The sequence below is a fragment of the Trabulsiella odontotermitis genome (assembly GCF_001188485.1).
In the GTDB taxonomy this organism is placed as follows: Bacteria; Pseudomonadota; Gammaproteobacteria; order Enterobacterales; family Enterobacteriaceae; genus Trabulsiella; species Trabulsiella odontotermitis_A.
On sequence record NZ_JNGH01000101.1, the window covers coordinates 80,593 to 99,488 of the forward strand.

Here is an 18,896-nt window from a genome sequence, read left to right on the forward strand (position 1 = left end):
CGGTGAGCTGACCGCGGTGTATGACCGCGGCGGTGTGCAGGTCCGCCGGTTTGCTTATGACGACAGACACCCGGGCCGGATGGTGGCGCACCAGTATGCCGGGCGGCCGGTCACCACCTACCGGTACGATGCCGCCGGGCGGGTGACGGAGCAGCATAACCCGGAAGGGCTGAGTTACACCTATGACTATGAAAAAGACCGGATAACCGTCACCGACAGCCTGGCCCGGCGCAGCGTGCTGCAGACCTGCGGAGAGGGCGGTCTGAAGCGGGTCGTGCGTGAAGCGCGCGCGGATGGCAGTGTCATACTCAGTGAATTTGACCCTTTTGGTCGACTGACCGCGCAGACGGATGCCGCCGGGCGGTGGACCCGCTATCGCCTGAACCCGGCCTCAGGACATGTGGATACCCTTTACACCCCGGACGGCAGGGAGACCCTCTTTTTCCGGAATCGCCAGCGACAGCTGACAATGACAGCCTTCCCTGATGGTCTGAAAAGCCACCGCGCTTATGATGAGAAAGGGCGCCTGACAGAAGAGACCTCACGTGACGGTATCGTGACGCGCCGGCTTTATGCGGACCCCCTCAGTGACCTTCCTTCCGCCATGGAGGACGCCACCGGCCGGCGGACGCTGCGCCACACCCCGTACGGGCAACTGCAGACTTACACCGACTGTTCCGGCAACACCACCCGTTATGACTATGACCGCTTCGGGCAACTGACCGCCGTGCACCGTGAGGAAGGGCTGAGCCTGTATCAGGTATTTGATAACCGGGGGCGTCTGCTTTCCCGCAGAAACGGTGAGCACGTTACCCGTTATGAATATAACGAGGCGGGCGATCTGACGGTTACGGTTCATCCGGATGGCAGCCGGAGCAGCACGGAGTACGATGCGTGGGGCAATGTTGTCGCGGCTGAGCAGGGCGGCCTGACCCGGCGGATGACGTATGACCCTGCCGGACGGGTCACTGAACTCATCAATGAAAACGGCGCGACATCGACATTCACGTACGATGCACTGGACAGGCTGATACAGGAAACCGGCTTTGACGGCAGGACGCAGCGCTTTGCGTATGACCTGAGAGGAAAGCTGATCCGCAGTGAGGAAGCCGGTCTCGTCACCCTCTGGCACTATGACGAGGCCGATCGCCTGAGCCACCGTACCGTCAACGGGCTTCCCGCAGAGCAGTGGCAGTATGATGCGCGTGGCTGGCTGACATCCCTGACACACAGCAGCGAAGGTCACCAGGTCGCCATCCATTATGGCTATGACGACCTGGGCAGGCTGATTTCTGAGCGTCAGAGCGTCCACGCGCCGGACAGCGGGACCCTTCTCTGGGAGCATCTGACACAGCACAGCTATGCGGATACCGGGCTGGCATATCGTCTTACCGGTGACTGCCTGCCGCCGGTTGAATGGCTGACGTACGGCCCCGGCCACCTGGCGGGGGTAAAACTCGGCGACACCCCGCTGGCGGAGTTCACGCGCGATCGCCTGCACCGGGAGGTTCAGCGTACCTTCGGCGCTTATGTGCTCGACACGGCATACACGGCTGAAGGGCAGATCCTCAGCCATCTGGTGTCAGACCCGTTGCTAAGCCGCGATTACGGCTATAACCGCCGGGGTGAAATGATCCGCCTCACCGGCGCGCAACACGAAAACATGTATGACTATGATGCCGCAGGCAGGCTCAGCGGTGTCCGGACAAAAATGGCCGGGCAGGGCCGGACCGCGTGCTGGTTCACGGACCCGGCGGGTAACCGTATCACTGGCGGTGAGCCGTCTGAACAGTCACCTGTCGCCTGGCCTGATAACCGTCTTCTCAGGGACCCGCAGTGGCAGTATCAGTACGACAGTCACGGGCGCCTGACGCAGAAAACCGCGGTATCCGGCAGCGCAGACCACCATTATGACTATGACCATCAGCACCGGCTGGTGCGGTATCGCTGCGGGCAGACGGAAACCCGGTACCTGTACGATCCCCTCGGTCGTCGCGTTGCGAAACAAACCGGTCGCGACACCCTCTGGTATGGCTGGCAGGGCGACCGGCTGACCACCACGCAGACGGCTATTTCCCGTATCCAGACAGTGTATCTGCCGGGCAGCTTTACCCCGTTGTTGCGGGTGGAAACCGCCGCCGCGGAGTTACAGACCGCCCGCCGCCGGACGCTGGCGGAGAAATTTCAGCAGGCGGCAAATGTCACGTTTCCGCCAGAACTGATTACACAGGTGGATAATCTGGAAGCCGGGTTACGGCGTGGTGAGCTCAGCGAACATAACCGGCAGTGGCTGGTACAGAGCGGGCTGACGGTGGAGCAGCTTGTCAGGCAGGTGGATAATCTGGAAGCCGGGTTACGGCGCGGTGAGCTCAGCGAACATAACCGGCAGTGGCTGGTACAGAGCGGGCTGACGGTGGAGCAGCTTGTCAGCCAGCTTGAGCCGGAGCACCGGCCGGAACGGCGTCTCCACCTGTATCACTGCGACCACCGGGGATTACCGCTGGCGCTAATCGATACCCGTGGTCGCACCGTCTGGTCCGCAGAATACGACGAATGGGGCAACGTGCTGCGGGAGCATAATCCGGAGGGCATGCAGCAGTGGCTTCGGCTGCCCGGACAGCAGCAGGATGAGGAAAGCGGGCTGTATTATAACCGTCACCGTTATTACGATCCGGCACAGGGGAGGTATATCACGCAGGATCCGATAGGGCTGAGGGGCGGGTGGAATTTATATACGTATCCATTGGATCCAGTTGGCAATAGCGATCCCTTAGGGTTGAGTGGATTAGGTGCCTGGCTCGGACAACCTGGGATGAAAGATGCATATAATCATGCCGCTGCTGAATACGAAAGGAGTATTCAGCCCGCATCTGAATGGAAATTTACTGGTTGGGAAGTTAAGGATGGCCCTGAATGGGCATTTTGGAGTAAATCAAAATCAGTTGGTGCCATGTGTGAAGACCAGTATGCAAATAAAAAAACAGTTAGTTATTTATATTTTCAACTTGGACCGTTTGATATTAATGAAAAAAGCCCTAATAGTTTCAGCCCAGATGGGTTAGAAACGAACAGTCCTTCTGTCAGTGAAGCAATAATTGGCATATCAGAAGCACACACACAAGCAAAGAAATGCGGATCATTGAATGGATTTCAATGCTTTATGCAAAACGATGCTAATCCTGAACTTGGTAATAGGTTGTGTAAGGGGTAAAGATAAATGGTTAAGTTTTTGTCTACATTCAGCAATAAAAAATATATAACTTACGTTAGTTGTGTCGCTTTATATATTATCGCAAGGGTTGTTTTACAACTTTTTGCTGACTATAAATTTCGTCATTCTTTCCCCGGCTGGGGATGGGTATATTTTCTGAATACTCTATTTTATACCATGACGCTTCTATGCGGTTGTATTGTAAGCATCATGATTCATGAAAAAAGTATAATACATGCGTCATTAGTGACCGCCTTAGGTGTAGCGGTATGTACTTTTGTGACAAAAACTCATATTACAGACTATGGCTTATTTTTTTCTGGTATCGCTATGGGTGCTGTCCTGGGGGGGCGGCGGAGGCGGGATTGTATTTCTGGTGAGAAAATTGCGCTACAAACAGGTCAGTACACCCGACCAGTAATGTGTATAGATCGCCAAAGGTGATTCACAGGCCTGAACTGACCACTCAGGCCAGTTCAGCGTCCTGAATCAGGCGGATTTCCGCTTCGGCGACGATGGCTTCCAGCTCACTCAGCATGTCTTCATAGCCGAACGCGGCCGGGACGACGATGTCGCCGTTCTCTGAAGGGGCGCTGAGAACTGCTGGCGCCGTTTTAGGCTGTCGTTTTTTGCTCACGTGCGTATTCCGGTGTTGCTTCTGTCTATACCGGTAAATCTATCAGCAAAGCACGAAGCGGCGTATCCGCGACCAACGTTATGTTAGCTTCGTCACGAATAAAAGCGCCGTCGCCGCAGGTCAGCGACTGTTTCTCTTTCTGCACCGATTCCGCGTGAACGGTGCCGTGAATCGACTGCAGATAGGCGCGCGGACCGTGAAGCTGAAAACTTAACTGCTCACCCTTTTCAATATCAATATGATGGATCCACACCTGCTGGCGCAGCATCAGACTGCCGTTGCTGCCGTCAGGGGAGGCGAGCAGTTGCGTGGTGACATCGTCGAGGCTGACTTTCTGCATCAGCGGGTTTTCACGTTCCGGGCAGGCGTCCAGCCACAGCTGCATGCGCGTCAGAGAGCGCTCTTTGCTCAGATTGTGCTCGCTGTAGCTCACGCCAGGTTGCGTGGCGATCAGCAGGGCATCACCGGCTTTGGCCTGGACATGGTTACCTTCGCTGTCGCGGTACTCGGCTTCGCCTTCCAGAATCAGGTTCAGAATATCAACCTTCGGGTAGGAGCGCGGCTGGAATGACGCGCCGGGCGCCAGCACTTCCTGATTCAGTACACGCAGGGAGGCATAGCCCAACAGCTTCGGGTCAAAGTAGTGTCCAAAGGAAAAAGTGTAACGTGCCTGTAGCCAGCCGAAATCGGCTTTGCCACATTGGTTGGCGGTACGGGTAGTAATCATAATTATTGACCTCTCTTTACTTCCTTTTATGTTAAGGGGCTGGACGCTGCATTGTTAGCCAGATATTCTGCCGGGTATGTTCAAATTTCCTGAATGAGAGTGCGATGGCTAAAGAAAGAGCATTGACGCTGGAATCGCTGAGGGTGATGGACGCGATTGATCGCCGTGGTAGTTTTGCCGCCGCCGCGGATGAGCTGGGGCGCGTTCCTTCCGCACTGAGCTACACCATGCAAAAGCTGGAAGAAGAGCTGGACGTGGTGCTGTTCGATCGTTCCGGTCACCGGACCAAATTTACCAACGTGGGGCGTATGCTGCTGGAACGCGGGCGCGTTTTGCTCGAAGCGGCTGATAAGCTGACGACCGATGCGGAAGCGTTGGCGCGCGGCTGGGAAACCCATTTGACTATTGTGACTGAAGCGCTGGTGCCGACGGTGGAGCTGTTCCCGCTGGTCGACAGGCTGGCGGCGAAAGCCAATACCCAGATGGCGATTATCACCGAAGTGCTGGCCGGTGCCTGGGAGCGTCTGGAGCAGGGAAGGGCGGATATCGTCATCGCCCCGGATATGCATTTTCGTTCGTCGTCTGAAATCAACTCACGCAAACTCTATTCGGTGCTGAACGTCTACGTGGCTGCGCCGGAGCACCCGATTCATCAGGAGCCGGAGCCGCTTTCTGAGGTGACGCGCGTGAAGTATCGCGGCGTGGCGGTGGCGGATACCGCGCGCGAACGCCCGGTATTAACGGTGCAGTTGCTGGATAAACAGCCTCGCCTGACGGTCAGTACGATTGAAGACAAGCGCCAGGCGCTGCTGGCTGGGCTGGGTGTCGCNTGAGTCCGGAATACACCAGCGAAGTGGACATTATCATGGCCTGGCGACGGGACAGCATGGGCGAAGCCAAGTCCTGGTGCTTGCGCGAAATCCCCAAACTCTTCGCCGCTAAAAAATAGCCACAAAAAAGGGCATCGTCAGATGCCCTTTTGCTTTACCGGAACCGGCTGTCGCGGGCNNGAAATCGACCGTTTCGGCAATCCCCGGCATCTGATAGATATCGCGCAGGAAACCGTACAGGTTCAGATAATCGCTGATGCGGTGTTTGTCGCATTTAAAATGAGTGACGTACACCGGATCAAACCGCACCAGCGTAGTCCACAGGCGAATGTCCGCTTCCGTCAGGCGATCGCCGGTCAGATAACGGTGCTGGCCGAGGATTTGTTCAATGCGCGCCAGGGATTCAAACACGTTGGTCACGGCTTCGTCGTAGGCTTCCTGGCTGGTGGCAAACCCGGCTTTATAGACGCCGTTGTTAACATTGTCGTAAATCCAGCCGTTCAGCTCATCGATCTGGCTGCGCAGCGCTGTCGGGTAGTAATCGCCCGCTTTTGCGCCCAGACTGTCAAACGCGGTATTGAGCATGCGGATGATCTCCGCAGATTCATTGCTGACGATGGTGTGATTCTTTTTATCCCACAGCACCGGCACGGTGACGCGCCCGGTGTAGTGCGGGTCGGCATGCAGATAGAGCTGATAGAGGAACTCATGCTGATACAGCGTATCGCCGGTTGCCGCCGGGAAATCGTCATCAAAAGTCCAGCCGTTTTCCAGCATCAACGGGTTCACGACTGACACAGAAATAAACGGCTCAAGCCCTTTCAGCGCGCGCAGGATCAGCGTACGGTGCGCCCACGGGCAGGCGAGAGAAACGTACAGATGATAGCGATCTTTTTCAGCGGCAAACCCGCCGTCGCCCGTCGGACCTGGGGCACCATCCGCAGTCAGCCAGTTGCGAAAGGCCGAAACGGAACGCTTGAAACGTCCCCCGGTTGATTTAGTGTCATACCAGGTGTCATGCCAGACGCCGTCAATCAGTTGTCCCATAACCTTCTCCTTTCAGGATCCGCAAATAGCAAAAGCGAGGGGAATGCCCCTCGCCCTGGACTTCATTCATTCAGTATAAAGCGCTTACCACTTTTTGTTCAGCGCACGGTCGATGCTGATAGCACCCGGACCGGTGATAGCCAGCAGCAGGAAACCGCCTGCGATGGTCAGGTTTTTCATGAACATCAGTGAGTTCACGCCTTCCGCAAAGTTGCTGTGGAACAGCAGCGCGGTCAGGATGGTAAAGATAGCGGTAATCAGCGCGGTGGTACGGGTCAGGAAACCGAACAGAATCGCCAGACCGCCGCCAAACTCAAGCAGAATGGTCAACGGCAGCAGCGCGCCCGGTACGCCCATGGCTTCCATGTATTGCTGGGTTCCTGCGTAGGCAGTGATTTTTCCCCACCCTGCGGTGATGAACAGGATTGGCATCAGAATGCGCGCTACCAGAAAACCAACATCTTCTAATTTTTTCATTTTACTCTCCAGAAAACCCCATGGGCGGCTTTATTGATTTAGTGTGCAATTTCGCGGGGATACCGCTTCGTTGCTGTCGATGGAGAGGAGTGTAAACGTGACGATGATCGAATGTTAGCAAGGAAAACTGTCGATCTTCTTCAAAGAAACTGAGTGATGGAAGAAGGCCAATAAAAAGGCCCGAACAGCGATATGCTGTCAGGCCTGAAGGGAAGGGACAGAGGGGTTAACCGCGCAGTTGCTGCTGTTGCACGGTCGCTTTGATAAGACGCCAGGCGCTCCAGATACCGAAACCGCGTTTAGCCCAGCGCACCAGGAATCGCGGGTGACGAACAGTCCAGATCGCGGCAATGCTGCTGCCAACCAGCATCCAGGAACGAACGTTTAACAGCGTGTTCCAGCCGCGATCGTAGCTGTGCGTGGCATCCAGCCAGTCACGGCGGGTGGGGGGCATTGTGATTCACGATCTATCGTCCTCAAGCAGCTCACGGTCATTCGCCAGCTCTTTACGCGTATGGCGCAACAGTGTGGAACGACGTGCTTTGCGAAGGGTCCAGATCCCGCCGATTAGCGCGGCCAACAGCAGAACCACTGTCGTGGCGATCATGGCATTCAGGCGATATTGCGGGTCAATGGCCCAGATGATTAACACCATCAGGCTCATCAAACCAAACGCCGCAAACAGCATGGTCAGCCCAAGCATTAACAGCATCTGAAAGAGATTCGCCTTCTCCTCTTCCAGTTCGACCACCGCCAGACGCAGGCGGGTTTCGACCATTTCGACCACAAGCGTGACGATGCGCTGTCCAATGCCCAGAATGCTTTTGCCGGGGCCTTGTGCGTGGTTTGGATCGGCCATAATCAGCGACGCGTCAGCAGAACGCCCAGCACAACCCCAACCGCTGCGCCAATTCCGACGCCGGTCCACGGATTCTCACGCACGTATTCATCGGCACGGGCCGCGGCTTCGCGGGTCTGTTTCGCGATGGCGTCCCCGGTTTCCCCCAGACGATGGCGGCTTTCCTGTAAAGCCCGCTCTGCTTTGCTGCGCAGCTTGCTGATCTCTTCTTTCGATTTATCGCTGGAGGAGTTCAGCACTTCTTCCAGGGTATCCGCCAGGGATTTCAGTTCAGCACGTAGATTTTCTGCAGTGGTATCTTTAGCCATGATGCTCTCCTGTTCGTCGTTCCATTAAATCAGTAATCACGCGACTCCAGCGCTTTCAGCTCGTCCTGCGCCTCTCTGAGTTTGCGTTCACGTTTTTCGATTTTATCCGCATCGCCTTTCTGTTTTGCCTCGTTCAGATCCTGTCTGCGCTCAGCCACCTCGTCTTTCTGACGGGCGATTTTTTTCTGATGATCGGCAAGGACCTGACGGTCACTACAATGGGCATTCACCTCGTCCAGCGCCTTTTTCAGGCCATTGATTCGGTTCTGATTATGATGCTTTTCGGCATAGCTGATTTCACGCTGAATGTCTTTTGCCTTTTCCTGACAAGGTGAGGCGGCCCAGGCGCCAGCGCTAAGAGAGACGAGTGCTAATGCAATGACGATGCGGTTTTTCATGTATGAACCTTCCATTGTGTATGGGCTGTTTTACGAAGTAGCCCGTTCCAGTGAATCAATGACTTCCGGCGTCTTCCGCATACACAAGCATAGTAAGAATACGGTAAATCACCAAAAAACAGGGTGTGTTTCGGAATCCTCTAAGCGCTTAGCCGAGGCGATGTGCGTTATCACGCAGGCGGGAAATCCACAGCGACGCGGGGGTGTCGTCGTCCAGTTGCGCCACGATATACCCCTGTGGCAGTGAGCGATCCAGCACTTCTTTTGCCGCGCTGCTCTGGGCCCGGGAGTCAAATTTAATCAGCAGGGTGTCGTTTTTCGGCGTGATGCTTTTGAAACGAATGCCGTTGGCATCCAGATGGTGCCAGATGTAAAAACCGTCCGGCATGCTGGCGCCCTGGCCAGACGGGGTGATTGCCAGCGTCGACTCGCGATGCTGGAGCGTCGCCCATAAACCGATGGCGAGCAGTAACAAAATGACAGCGCCGGTGCCCATTGAGAACCAGCGCAGCGTGTGGCGATTAATCACCATGATTGGCCAGTTTTCCGTATTTCTTTTTCCACAGGACGATCAGCGAACCGATCAGACCGATCACCAGCAGCACCACCGGCAGCAGCATCAGACAGGACATCAGCGCGTCTTCATACTTCTGGAAAACCGGTGTTTTGCCCAGCGCGAAGCCGAGCGTGGTCAGAATCAATACCCACAACAGACCGCTCATCCAGTTAAAGAACTGGAAACGGGCACTGCTTAAACCGGACAACCCGGCGATGGTCGGCAGCAGGGTGCGGACGAACGCGATAAAACGGCCAATCAGCAGGGCGGAAAGGCCGTGCTTATGGAACAGATGGTGCGCGCGCTGGTGGTAGTGCGCGGGCAGATGGGAAAGCCAGTTCTGCACAATGCGCGTATTGCCCAGCCATCGCCCCTGAATATAACTGAGCCAGCAGCCGAGACTCGCGGCGACGGTCAGCAGGAGGATCGTGTGTGGATACCCCATCGCGCCTTTGGCGATCAGCACGCCAACCAGCACTAATAAACTGTCGCCCGGCAGAAAGGCGGCAGGCAGCAACCCATTCTCAAGGAACAGGATCATAAACAACACAAAGTAGAGCATGCCGATCATGGAGGGATTGGCCAGGGTTTCGAAATCCTGGTTCCATAACGCATGCAATAACTGGGTAAATAGTTCCATTCAGGTTTCCCGGTACATCGATTAACGTCGCGTCTGAACGCGGTGTAAAAGCTCAGCGACATCGTCTTTTTAATTATGGTCGCAGCAACGCGTTCCAACTAATCCATGTTTTAGGTATAAGTCCGCATAAACGGCCTCACGGAACGACAAAATGCATCTAATTGTAACAAAGCCGCAGAACTTTCGTCAGAGATTTTGCAGTTTGTTGAGGGTAGATTTTGCGGGTTGCGGGGAAGTGTGGCGAGGGATTTTACACAGGCTGACATTATATATATTTAACTGACGCGTAAGGCGAGGCGCTTGCGCGTCAGTCGGTAAAATGTTTATTTTGCGCCGCTGGCGGCGGTATCGAGATGGACCACCGGATTTTCAGCGAACAGATAACGGTCGGCATTGAACTCGAAGTCGTCGCTGGTCTCGTTAAACAGCATCAACTTGGTGTTTTCGAGGTGCTGCCACATCGCCAGTTTTGCCGCGTGCGGATCTTTACGAATCAGCGCTTTAAGGATCTGATCGTGGTCGTCGCACCAGTTATCGACGGTGCGCAGATCGATATGATCGTGCAGTTTTTTCCAGTACGGGTTATGAACGCGCTGAGTCCACATTTTTTCAACGATAGCGGCCAGGGCGGTGTTCTGCGTGGCGAGCGCCACCTGCACGTGAAACTGGAGGTCCCATTCGGAGTCGCGGAAACATTTTTCTTTGCGCGCGTTCTCCTGGATTTCCATCAGCTTCATGATGTCCTGCTTGGTGACCTGGGTCGCCGCAAATTCAGCAATATTACTTTCAATAAGCTGGCGCGCCTGGAGCAGTTCGAAGGGGCCATAGTTGGCAAATTCGAGAGATTCGTCCGGTGCCTGGTCATATTTTGCCTGGCTGGAAATCACATGAATGCCTGAACCTTTGCGCACTTCGACGTAGCCCTCAACCTCGAGCATGATAATCGCTTCACGCACCACCGTTCGGCTGACGTTTTTCTCATCGGCAATAAAACGTTCAGCAGGCAGCTTATCGCCAACCAGATAAACTCCTTGCTCAATGCGGCTTTTCAGCTCGGCAGCAAGCTGTTGATACAAACGGCGTGATTCTGTGACTTCCATATGCGCTCCAGGCAAGGTACGGCACCATTGATTTGTTATACCACTTTTGTCGCCTGTGCTCCATTATTCTTGTCATGAAAAAGCCGTCATAAAGACGGCTTTTGTCGGGAAAACGCTGCGTTCGCTAGCTTTGCGTGGCGGTATCTCCCACGCTGCTATTCGGAAGTTCCGCCGCGGGCCTGTTCTGCAACACCGTCCAGATGACCAGCGCACCCAGCAGGTCAAATACCGCCAGTACAGCAAACAGCGGGCTGAAGCCGATGGTATCCGCCAGCGCACCAACGACCAGTGCGAAGAGCGTACTGGCTGTCCATGCCGCCATCCCGGTCAGACCGTTAGCGGTAGCCACTTCGTTACGACCAAAGACGTCGGAAGACAGGGTAATTAATGCACCTGACAGCGACTGGTGAGCAAAGCCACCAATGCACAGCAGCATAATCGCCACGTACGGGCTGGTGAACAGACCAATCATGCCTGGGCCGATCATCAACAGCGCACCCATGGTCACCACCATTTTACGGGAAACGATCAGGTTGACGCCAAACCAGCGCTGGAACAGCGGCGGCAGATAACCCCCGACGATACAGCCGAGATCCGCAAACAGCATCGGCATCCAGGCGAACATCGCGATCTCTTTCAGGTTAAAGCCATACACTTTAAACATGAACAGCGGGATCCAGGCGTTGAACGTCCCCCAGGCCGGTTCTGCGAGGAAGCGCGGTAGAGCGATACCCCAGAACTGACGGGTGCGCAGGATCTGCCACGGCGACATTTTCTTCGCATTGTTGGTCTGATGCTGTGCTTCCTGACCGCCAATGATGTACTCGCGTTCTTCTTCGGATAATTTTTTCTGATCGCGCGGGTGTTTGTAGAAAATCAGCCACGACATCGCCCATGCGAAACTCAGCACACCGGAGATGATGAACGCCATCTGCCAGCTGTGCATCACGATAGCCCACACCACCAACGGCGGCGCAATCATCGCACCAATGGAGGAACCGACGTTAAAGTAGCCCACCGCGATGGAACGTTCTTTTGCCGGGAACCATTCAGAACTGGCTTTCAGGTCGCGCCGCAGAAGACGGCCCAGAAAACGGCAAACATGGCGTAGCCGATTTTGGTGCCGAGAATGTCCAGTACATAGCCAGCAACCGGCTGCATAACGGTGTAAGCAGCGGAGTAGGCTGCGATAATATATGAATACTGTTGGGTAGAGATGTGTAGCTCTTCCATCAGCGTTGGCGCTGCGGCCGCCACAGTGTTACGAGTCAGGTAACCCAGCACGGTGCCCAACGTCACCAGTGCAATCATGTACCAACGTAACCCTTTAATTTTACGCATGTAAAACCTCATCGTTATGTTATATCCGCGTCCTGCGCGACCATCATCCATTCCAGGGCGAAGGAGGTGATGTAACGGTGGGCGAAGCCGAAAAAATCCGGTACGGCCCGAACCTTGCCATCAGTGCTTGTGCTTAATTCGGTATCCGTACCGGTGAGTCCGATAAATACGTATCGGAAATGCATTCCGTCGGCTTATAGGTTGCGACGGCAGAACGATAACTTGTCATACAACTTTAAAAGGTGAGTGACATCACAAATGCTGGATTCTTAATGTGGTCTTTCAACTTAGCGCTGTAGGCCAGAGCTGGCGCGGCTTGTAACGCAAATTACCACTTTCGGAGTGGTTTTTTTGTCGGGGTTTATTGATCTAACTCACGAAAAAATCTTCGGGCGCTGGAAATTGGTGTGATAACTTTGTCAGCATTACAGATAAACATCTGACGCACTCGTTAAGAGGAAGACGCAAAATGACGCCGTTTATGACTGAAGATTTTCTGCTGGATACCGAATTTGCCCGCCGCCTGTATCATGACTACGCAAAAGACCAGCCGATTTTCGACTACCACTGCCATCTGCCACCACAGCAGGTCGCTGAGAATTATCGTTTCAAAAACCTGTATGACATCTGGCTGAAAGGCGACCATTACAAATGGCGCGCCATGCGCACCAATGGCGTACCGGAGCGCCTGTGCACCGGCGATGCCTCCGATCGCGAGAAGTTTGACGCCTGGGCGGCGACCGTCCCGCATACCATCGGCAACCCGTTATACCACTGGACGCACCTTGAGCTGCGTCGCCCGTTTGGTATTACAGGTAAGCTGCTCTCCCCGACGACGGCCGATGACATCTGGAATCAGTGTAACGAACTGCTGGCGCAGGATAAATTCTCCGCGCGCGGGATCATGAAGCAGATGAACGTGAAGATGGTCGGCACCACCGACGATCCGATTGATTCGCTGGAACACCATGCCACCGTCGCGAAAGACAGCAGCTTTGACATCAAAGTGCTGCCGAGCTGGCGCCCGGACAAAGCCTTTAACATCGAACTGGCGACCTTCAACGATTACATGCATAAACTGGGCGAAGTGTCTGATACTGACATTCGCCGCTTTGCCGATCTGCAAACTGCGCTGAGCAAACGTCTGGATCACTTTGCCGCTCATGGCTGTAAAGTCTCTGACCATGCGCTGGACGTGGTGCTGTTCGCCGATGCCACCGACGCCGAACTGGACCGCATTCTTGCCCGCCGTCTGGCCGGTGAAACCCTGAGTGAGCATGACGTCGCGCAGTTTAAAACCGCGGTACTGGTCTGGCTGGGGGCGGAATATGCCCGTCGCGGCTGGGTGCAGCAGTATCACATTGGCGCGCTGCGTAACAACAACCTGCGCCAGTTTAAACTGCTGGGGCCGGACGTGGGCTTTGACTCCATCAATGACCGCCCGCTTGCGGAAGAACTGTCAAAACTGCTCAGCAAACAGAACGAAGAAAATCTGCTGCCGAAAACCATCCTTTACTGCCTGAACCCGCGCGATAACGAAGTGCTGGGCACGATGATCGGTAACTTCCAGGGTGAAGGGATGCCAGGCAAAATGCAGTTTGGCTCCGGCTGGTGGTTTAACGATCAGAAAGACGGTATGGAACGTCAGATGACGCAGCTCGCCCAACTGGGTCTGTTGAGCCGCTTTGTTGGCATGCTGACCGACAGCCGCAGCTTCCTCTCCTATACCCGTCATGAATACTTCCGTCGCATTCTGTGCCAGATGATTGGCCGCTGGGTTGCCGCGGGCGAAGCGCCGGCGGATATCCAGCTGCTGGGCGAGATGGTGAGAAATATTTGCTTTAACAATGCGCGTGACTACTTCGCCATTGAACTGAACTAAGCCCTGAGGTTGGTTGATATGCAATACATTAAGATCCATTCGCTGGATAACGTCGTTGTCGCGCTGGCTGAGATGGCCGAGGGCACCGAAGTGACGGTTGACGGGCAGACGGTAACGCTGCGTCAGAACGTCGCGCGTGGCCACAAGTTTGCGCTGCGTGAGATAGCGGAAGGGGAAAACGTCGTTAAATATGGTCTGCCGATTGGTCATGCGTTGATGGCTATCGCGCCCGGGGAACATATTCACTCCCACAATACGCGAACCAATCTGAGCGATCTGGACGAGTACAGCTATCAACCTGAAACGCTGGCGGCCATCGCGCCGTCGGCGGATCGCGATGTGCAGATTTACCGTCGCGCCAACGGCGACGTCGGCGTGCGTAACGAAATATGGATCCTGCCGACCGTGGGCTGTGTCAACGGCATCGCGCGGCAGATCCAGAACCGTTTCCTGAAAGAAACCCACGATGCCGAAGGCACCGACGGCGTCTTTCTCTTCAGTCACACCTACGGCTGTTCACAGCTGGGTGATGACCATCTCAATACCCGTACCATGTTGCAGAACATGGTACGTCACCCGAACGCAGGCGCGGTGCTGGTGATTGGCCTCGGGTGCGAAAACAACCAGGTCGACGCCTTCCGCGACACGCTGGGCGAGTACGATCCTGAGCGCGTGCACTTTATGGTCTGCCAGCATCAGGACGACGAAGTGGAGGCGGGGGTCGNCACCACGGTGCTGACGGAAGTGCCGGAAATGTTTGGCGCCGAACGCATTCTGATGAGCCATTGCCGTGATGAATCGACGTTTGAAAAAACCGTCACTATGGTGAATGATTTCAAACAGTACTTCATCGCCCATCATCAGCCGATTTACGAAAACCCGTCGCCGGGCAACAAAGCGGGCGGCATCACGACGCTGGAAGAGAAATCCCTCGGCTGCACGCAGAAAGCGGGCTCAAGCCAGGTGGTTGACGTGCTGCGCTATGGCGAGCGCCTGAAAACGCGCGGTCTGAATCTGCTGAGTGCGCCGGGCAACGATGCGGTGGCGACCAGCGCTCTAGCCGGGGCGGGCTGTCACATGGTGCTGTTCAGTACCGGCCGCGGGACGCCGTACGGCGGTTTTGTCCCGACGGTGAAAATCGCCACTAACAGCGAACTGGCGGCGAAGAAAAAGCACTGGATCGATTTTGACGCCGGGCAGTTGATCCACGGGAAACCGATGGCGCAGTTGCTGGAGGAGTTTGTTGATACGATCGTCGATTTCGCCAACGGCAAGCAAACCTGCAATGAACGAAATGACTTCCGCGAACTGGCGATCTTTAAAAGCGGCGTAACACTTTAAATCTGTTGCCGGGTGGCGCTAACGCTTACCCGGCCTACATTTTGTCCGTAGGCCGGTGCAGGCGAAGCGCCGCCCGGTTGTTGTTAACTGCGCAGGGCGTTTTTCTCCAGGCGTTCATCTTCCGCCATACAGGCCGCGGCGGTGAACAGCACGTCCGTAGAGGAATTCAGCGCCGTTTCGCAGGAGTCCTGCAGCACACCGATAATAAAGCCAACCGCCACTACCTGCATGGCAACATCGTTCGGAATGCCGAACATGTTACAGGCCAGCGGGATCAGCAGCAGTGACCCCCCCGCCACGCCGGACGCGCCACAGGCACACAGCGATGCCACTACGCTCAGCAGCAGCGCGGTGGGGATATCCACCGGAATATTCAGCGTATGTACCGCCGCCAGCGTCAGCACGGTAATGGTGATCGCAGCGCCCGCCATGTTGATGGTCGCCCCCAGCGGAATGGAAACGGAATAGGTATCGCGATCCAGATTCAGTTTTTCCGCCAGTGCCATGTTCACCGGAATGTTGGCGGCAGAGCTGCGGGTAAAGAACGCATACACGCCGCTTTCACGCAGGCAGGTGAATACCAGCGGATACGGGTTGCGACGGATGCGCCAGTACACCAGCAGCGGGTTGATCACCAGCGCCACCAGTAACATACAGCTTACCAGCACCAGCAGCAGTTGCGCGTAGCCCCACAGCGCGTCGAAACCAGTGGTCGCCAGCGTCGACGACACCAGACCGAAAATACCAATCGGTGCGAAGCGAATCACCAGTTTTACCATGAAGGTGACGGCGTTCGACACGTCGTTGACCAGGTTTTTGGTGGTCTCGTTACCATGGCGCAGCGCAAAACCGAGGCCAACGGCCCACACCAGAATACCGATGTAGTTGGCGTTCAGCAGGGCGTTAATCGGGTTCGCCACGGTGCTCATCAGCAGGTCGCGCAACACTTCCACAATGCCTGATGGCGGCGTGATGTCGCCCGCGCCAGTAGACAGATGCAGCGTTGACGGGAACAGGAAGCTGAACAGCACGGCGGTCAGCGCTGCGGAGAAGGTCCCCAGCAGATAGAGAAACAGAATCGGGCGAATACTGGTCTTCTGGCCATGCTGGTGGTTAGCGATGGATGCCATCACCAGCATCAGTACCAGCACCGGTGCAACGGCTTTCAGGGCTCCCACGAAGAGAGTCCCCAGCAGGCCCGTCGCTTCTGCAGCAGGTTTCGAGATCAAGGCCAGCAGAATACCGAGCACCAGACCAACGAGGATTTGTTTAACCAGGCTGCCTTGCGCGAGGCGCTTCAGCAGACCCTGAGGGGCGGATTGCGTCATGAATAATTCCTTGAAAGATGTTGCGTCCCATCTCGGTACGTACTCTGTTGTTACGTTTGTGTCCGGATGTAAACAAAGGTGTTTGCCTGGTCGAGTATAGAGAAAGATTGCCACGCTTAAAGCGAGAAATTCTGGATTTACTGCTTATGTCTAATTTTTAAAACCAGGGGATTGCCAGTCAGCGCGATGCATGCAGGGGATTCTTACCGCCCGGCAACAGGGTGTCGCCGGGCGATGCAGGGCTTAGTTCAGCGAGCCTTTTTTATCCTTCAGGCGATTAACCACCGCGTTAATCACCAGCGTACCGACAAGAATGCTGCCCACCACGCCGAGCGACACGGCGATCGGGATATGGAAGAAATCGACAATCAGCATCTTGATACCGATAAACACCAGGATCACCGACAGGCCGTATTTCAGCATCGAGAAGCGTTCCGCGACGCCTGCCAGCAGGAAATACATCGCACGCAGACCCAGGATCGCGAACAGGTTTGAGGTCAGCACGATGAACGGATCGGTAGTGACGGCGAAGATAGCAGGGATGCTGTCGACCGCGAAAATCACGTCGCTCAGCTCCACCAGAATCAGCACCAGCATCAGCGGTGTGGCGTACAGCAGGCCGTTTTTACGCACGAAGAAGTGCTCGTTCTCAATCTTATCGGTCAGGCGCAGGTGTCCGCGCAACCAGCGCACCAGCGGTTTGTCGCCGATGCCTTCGTTATCTTCTTTTGCCAGCGCCATTTTCACGCCGGTAAACAGCAGGAACGCGCCGAAGACGTACAGCAGCCACGAGAACTGGGAGATAAGCCAACTACCGGTGAAGATCATGATGGTTCGCAGCACGATTGCGCCCAGTACGCCATACACCAGCACGCGGCGCTGCAATGCCGCAGGAACGGCAAAGTAGCTGAACAGCATCAGCCAGACGAAGACGTTATCCACCGCCAGCGCTTTTTCAATCAGGTAACCGGTCAGGAAGGCCAGCGCTTGCGGATCGGCCACTTCTCGCCCTTGCGTGGTCGCCAGATACCACCAGAAGGCGAGGTTAAACAACAGCGATAATGTTACCCACAGGATTGACCAGCCTGCTGCTTGTTTCATCGACATGGCGTGCGGGCCGCGGCGACCCTGTAGCAACAGGTCGATAGCCAGCATAACCACCACAACAATGGCGAATCCGCCCCATAACATCGGTGTGCCGACACTATTCATACACTTTCCTTTCTCTCGCATGCAAAAAAAAACGGCTACCGTCGAAAGACGATAGCCGTTGCGCTGTTTTTTGCACGGACCTCGCCTTTCGGCAAGGTCTCACTTACAACCAGAAAACCGGATAATTGCGATGCGGTTTTCTGGTTGCCCGGTAACCGGGTGTGGTTTTGCACACACCGTAATGACGATCCACCGGCAAGGAAGTTACTCCCCTTTGCGCGTTACAAAGTATTACAGGCCATTGATTCCGTCAATGGCCTGTAACAACCTATTTACTCAGCTTTACGCCAGCGCGTCGATGCTCAGATCGTCCGCCGGGAATTTCACACCCGTCTGACGACGGATTTCCGTCGACAGCTTCGCAGTGGTACGGCTGACGGCAAGCCCCGGGTGATTCACTTCGCCGGTTTCAACCAGTCGTGCAAAGGTCTCTGCCTCGTACAGCATGGTATTGATATGCTGTGGCTGGGGCAGATCCTGCGCTTTTTCACCGCACCGGCACAGGGGAGGTATATCACGCAGGATCCAATAGGGCTGAGGGGCGGGTGGAATTTATATACGTATCCATTGGATCCTATTGAAAATATGGATCCTCTGGGGTTAATAGGTTTTGGAGATGGATTTAACCGGTACTGTCAGGGGGTTGGTTCAGCTGCAATCCGTTTACCTCCAGAGGAGGCAAAAACAGTGATTTCAAATATGGAAAGTATGCATAACGTCTATAACCCTTTGTCAGAATACGTCCTTGGGGTGTCTATTGGCTCTGCTTTGTTCGGTATAAATGGTATGAGTTTTGGAACGGCAACTGTCGCAGAAAAAAGCTCGGCGTGTATTAAAGATATCACTGAAATGGTTGTAATAGAAAAGGAAACAGATCCAAAAAAATTAGCTCTGGCGTGTGGTGAAAGCTTTGTAAGTGAAGGGAATTCAAGTGTTTTAGGTAAGGTTTCTAATTATCTTAGTGAGATTTTATTGTCTTACAAACAAAAACAATAGGTATAT

15 protein-coding genes and 6 pseudogenes are annotated in these 18,896 nt (G+C 55.0%); 6 read left to right on the forward strand and 15 right to left on the reverse strand.

Features of this window, described 5'->3' with window-relative positions:
• Nucleotides 1-940: 940 nt before the first annotated feature.
• Together GM30_RS28250 and GM30_RS26270 are read left to right on the forward strand one after the other, a co-directional pair.
• A complete protein-coding gene (locus GM30_RS28250; protein WP_476691148.1) occupies nt 941-3,211 on the forward strand; it encodes an RHS repeat-associated core domain-containing protein in 2,271 nt (756 codons plus the stop codon).
• A gap of 6 nt (nt 3,212-3,217) precedes the next feature.
• Complete coding sequence (locus GM30_RS26270) at nt 3,218-3,655, forward strand: hypothetical protein (RefSeq protein ID WP_155483992.1); 438 nt, start codon at nt 3,218-3,220, stop codon at nt 3,653-3,655.
• A 22-nt stretch (nt 3,656-3,677) separates the two neighbouring features.
• Here GM30_RS26270 and GM30_RS28020 read toward each other — a convergent pair whose 3' ends face one another.
• Nucleotides 3,678-3,848 carry a hypothetical protein gene (locus GM30_RS28020; RefSeq protein ID WP_155483993.1) on the reverse strand — a complete coding sequence of 57 codons (171 nt, stop codon included), beginning with the start codon at nt 3,846-3,848 and terminating at the stop codon, nt 3,678-3,680.
• A gap of 25 nt (nt 3,849-3,873) precedes the next feature.
• Nucleotides 3,874-4,575 carry a pirin family protein gene (locus GM30_RS15235; protein ID WP_049849302.1) on the reverse strand — a complete coding sequence of 234 codons (702 nt, stop codon included), beginning with the start codon at nt 4,573-4,575 and terminating at the stop codon, nt 3,874-3,876.
• Nucleotides 4,576-4,679: 104 nt separating this feature from the next.
• On the opposite strand from GM30_RS15235, the pseudogene GM30_RS15240 reads away from it, so the two are divergent.
• A pseudogene (locus GM30_RS15240) lies at nt 4,680-5,524 on the forward strand (LysR family transcriptional regulator).
• 61 nt (nt 5,525-5,585) lie between these two features.
• Here the strand turns inward: GM30_RS15240 and GM30_RS15245 are convergent.
• The 10 genes and pseudogenes from GM30_RS15245 to GM30_RS15290 form a co-directional block, all read right to left on the reverse strand.
• Nucleotides 5,586-6,452 (reverse strand): annotated as a pseudogene (locus tag GM30_RS15245) (glutathione S-transferase family protein); the annotation flags it as partial.
• 84 nt (nt 6,453-6,536) lie between these two features.
• Nucleotides 6,537-6,929 carry a DoxX family protein gene (locus GM30_RS15250; protein WP_049849303.1) on the reverse strand — a complete coding sequence of 131 codons (393 nt, stop codon included), beginning with the start codon at nt 6,927-6,929 and terminating at the stop codon, nt 6,537-6,539.
• Between the two features lie 226 nt (nt 6,930-7,155).
• Nucleotides 7,156-7,374, reverse strand: a pseudogene (locus GM30_RS15255) (YqjK-like family protein); the annotation flags it as partial.
• 15 nt (nt 7,375-7,389) lie between these two features.
• The gene (locus tag GM30_RS15260) at nt 7,390-7,788 is read right to left on the reverse strand and encodes a phage holin family protein (protein WP_049849304.1); all 399 of its coding nucleotides are present in this window, start codon (nt 7,786-7,788) and stop codon (nt 7,390-7,392) included.
• 2 nt (nt 7,789-7,790) lie between these two features.
• Nucleotides 7,791-8,096, reverse strand: coding sequence for an ElaB/YgaM/YqjD family protein (locus GM30_RS15265; RefSeq protein WP_049849305.1), 306 nt, complete (start codon nt 8,094-8,096; stop codon nt 7,791-7,793).
• Between the two features lie 29 nt (nt 8,097-8,125).
• On the reverse strand, nt 8,126-8,494 hold the full coding sequence (locus tag GM30_RS15270; RefSeq protein WP_049849452.1) for a DUF1090 domain-containing protein: 369 nt from the start codon (nt 8,492-8,494) through the stop codon (nt 8,126-8,128).
• Between the two features lie 148 nt (nt 8,495-8,642).
• Nucleotides 8,643-9,026, reverse strand: coding sequence for an EnvZ/OmpR regulon moderator MzrA (gene mzrA, locus GM30_RS15275; RefSeq protein WP_049849306.1), 384 nt, complete (start codon nt 9,024-9,026; stop codon nt 8,643-8,645).
• Nucleotides 9,016-9,690, reverse strand: a complete 675-nt coding sequence (gene yqjA / locus GM30_RS15280; RefSeq protein WP_049849307.1) for a DedA family general envelope maintenance protein YqjA — start codon at nt 9,688-9,690, stop codon at nt 9,016-9,018. Before yqjA ends, mzrA begins: the two co-directional genes overlap by 11 nt.
• Before the next feature lie 323 nt (nt 9,691-10,013).
• Entirely contained in the window at nt 10,014-10,790 is a 777-nt protein-coding gene (exuR, locus tag GM30_RS15285; RefSeq protein ID WP_049849308.1) for a transcriptional regulator ExuR, read from the reverse strand.
• A 124-nt stretch (nt 10,791-10,914) separates the two neighbouring features.
• Nucleotides 10,915-12,131: pseudogene (locus tag GM30_RS15290) on the reverse strand (MFS transporter).
• A 469-nt stretch (nt 12,132-12,600) separates the two neighbouring features.
• On the opposite strand from GM30_RS15290, the gene uxaC reads away from it, so the two are divergent.
• Entirely contained in the window at nt 12,601-14,013 is a 1,413-nt protein-coding gene (gene uxaC / locus GM30_RS15295) for a glucuronate isomerase (RefSeq protein WP_049849309.1), read from the forward strand.
• Nucleotides 14,014-14,031: 18 nt separating this feature from the next.
• The gene (locus GM30_RS15300; protein ID WP_049849310.1) at nt 14,032-15,354 is read left to right on the forward strand and encodes a UxaA family hydrolase; all 1,323 of its coding nucleotides are present in this window, start codon (nt 14,032-14,034) and stop codon (nt 15,352-15,354) included.
• Nucleotides 15,355-15,437: 83 nt separating this feature from the next.
• On the opposite strand, the gene sstT is transcribed toward GM30_RS15300, so the two are convergent.
• The 3 genes and pseudogenes from sstT to GM30_RS24655 form a co-directional block, all read right to left on the reverse strand.
• Nucleotides 15,438-16,682: a serine/threonine transporter SstT gene (gene sstT / locus GM30_RS15305; RefSeq protein WP_049849311.1), complete on the reverse strand. Its 1,245-nt coding sequence runs from the start codon at nt 16,680-16,682 to the stop codon at nt 15,438-15,440.
• 243 nt (nt 16,683-16,925) lie between these two features.
• Nucleotides 16,926-17,894, reverse strand: a complete 969-nt coding sequence (locus GM30_RS15310; RefSeq protein ID WP_049849312.1) for a TerC family protein — start codon at nt 17,892-17,894, stop codon at nt 16,926-16,928.
• A gap of 282 nt (nt 17,895-18,176) precedes the next feature.
• Nucleotides 18,177-18,386: pseudogene (locus GM30_RS24655) on the reverse strand (gfo/Idh/MocA family oxidoreductase); the annotation flags it as partial.
• Nucleotides 18,387-18,389: 3 nt separating this feature from the next.
• On the opposite strand from GM30_RS24655, the pseudogene GM30_RS27720 reads away from it, so the two are divergent.
• Nucleotides 18,390-18,890, forward strand: a pseudogene (locus tag GM30_RS27720) (RHS repeat-associated core domain-containing protein); the annotation flags it as partial.
• Nucleotides 18,891-18,896 lie beyond the last annotated feature (6 nt).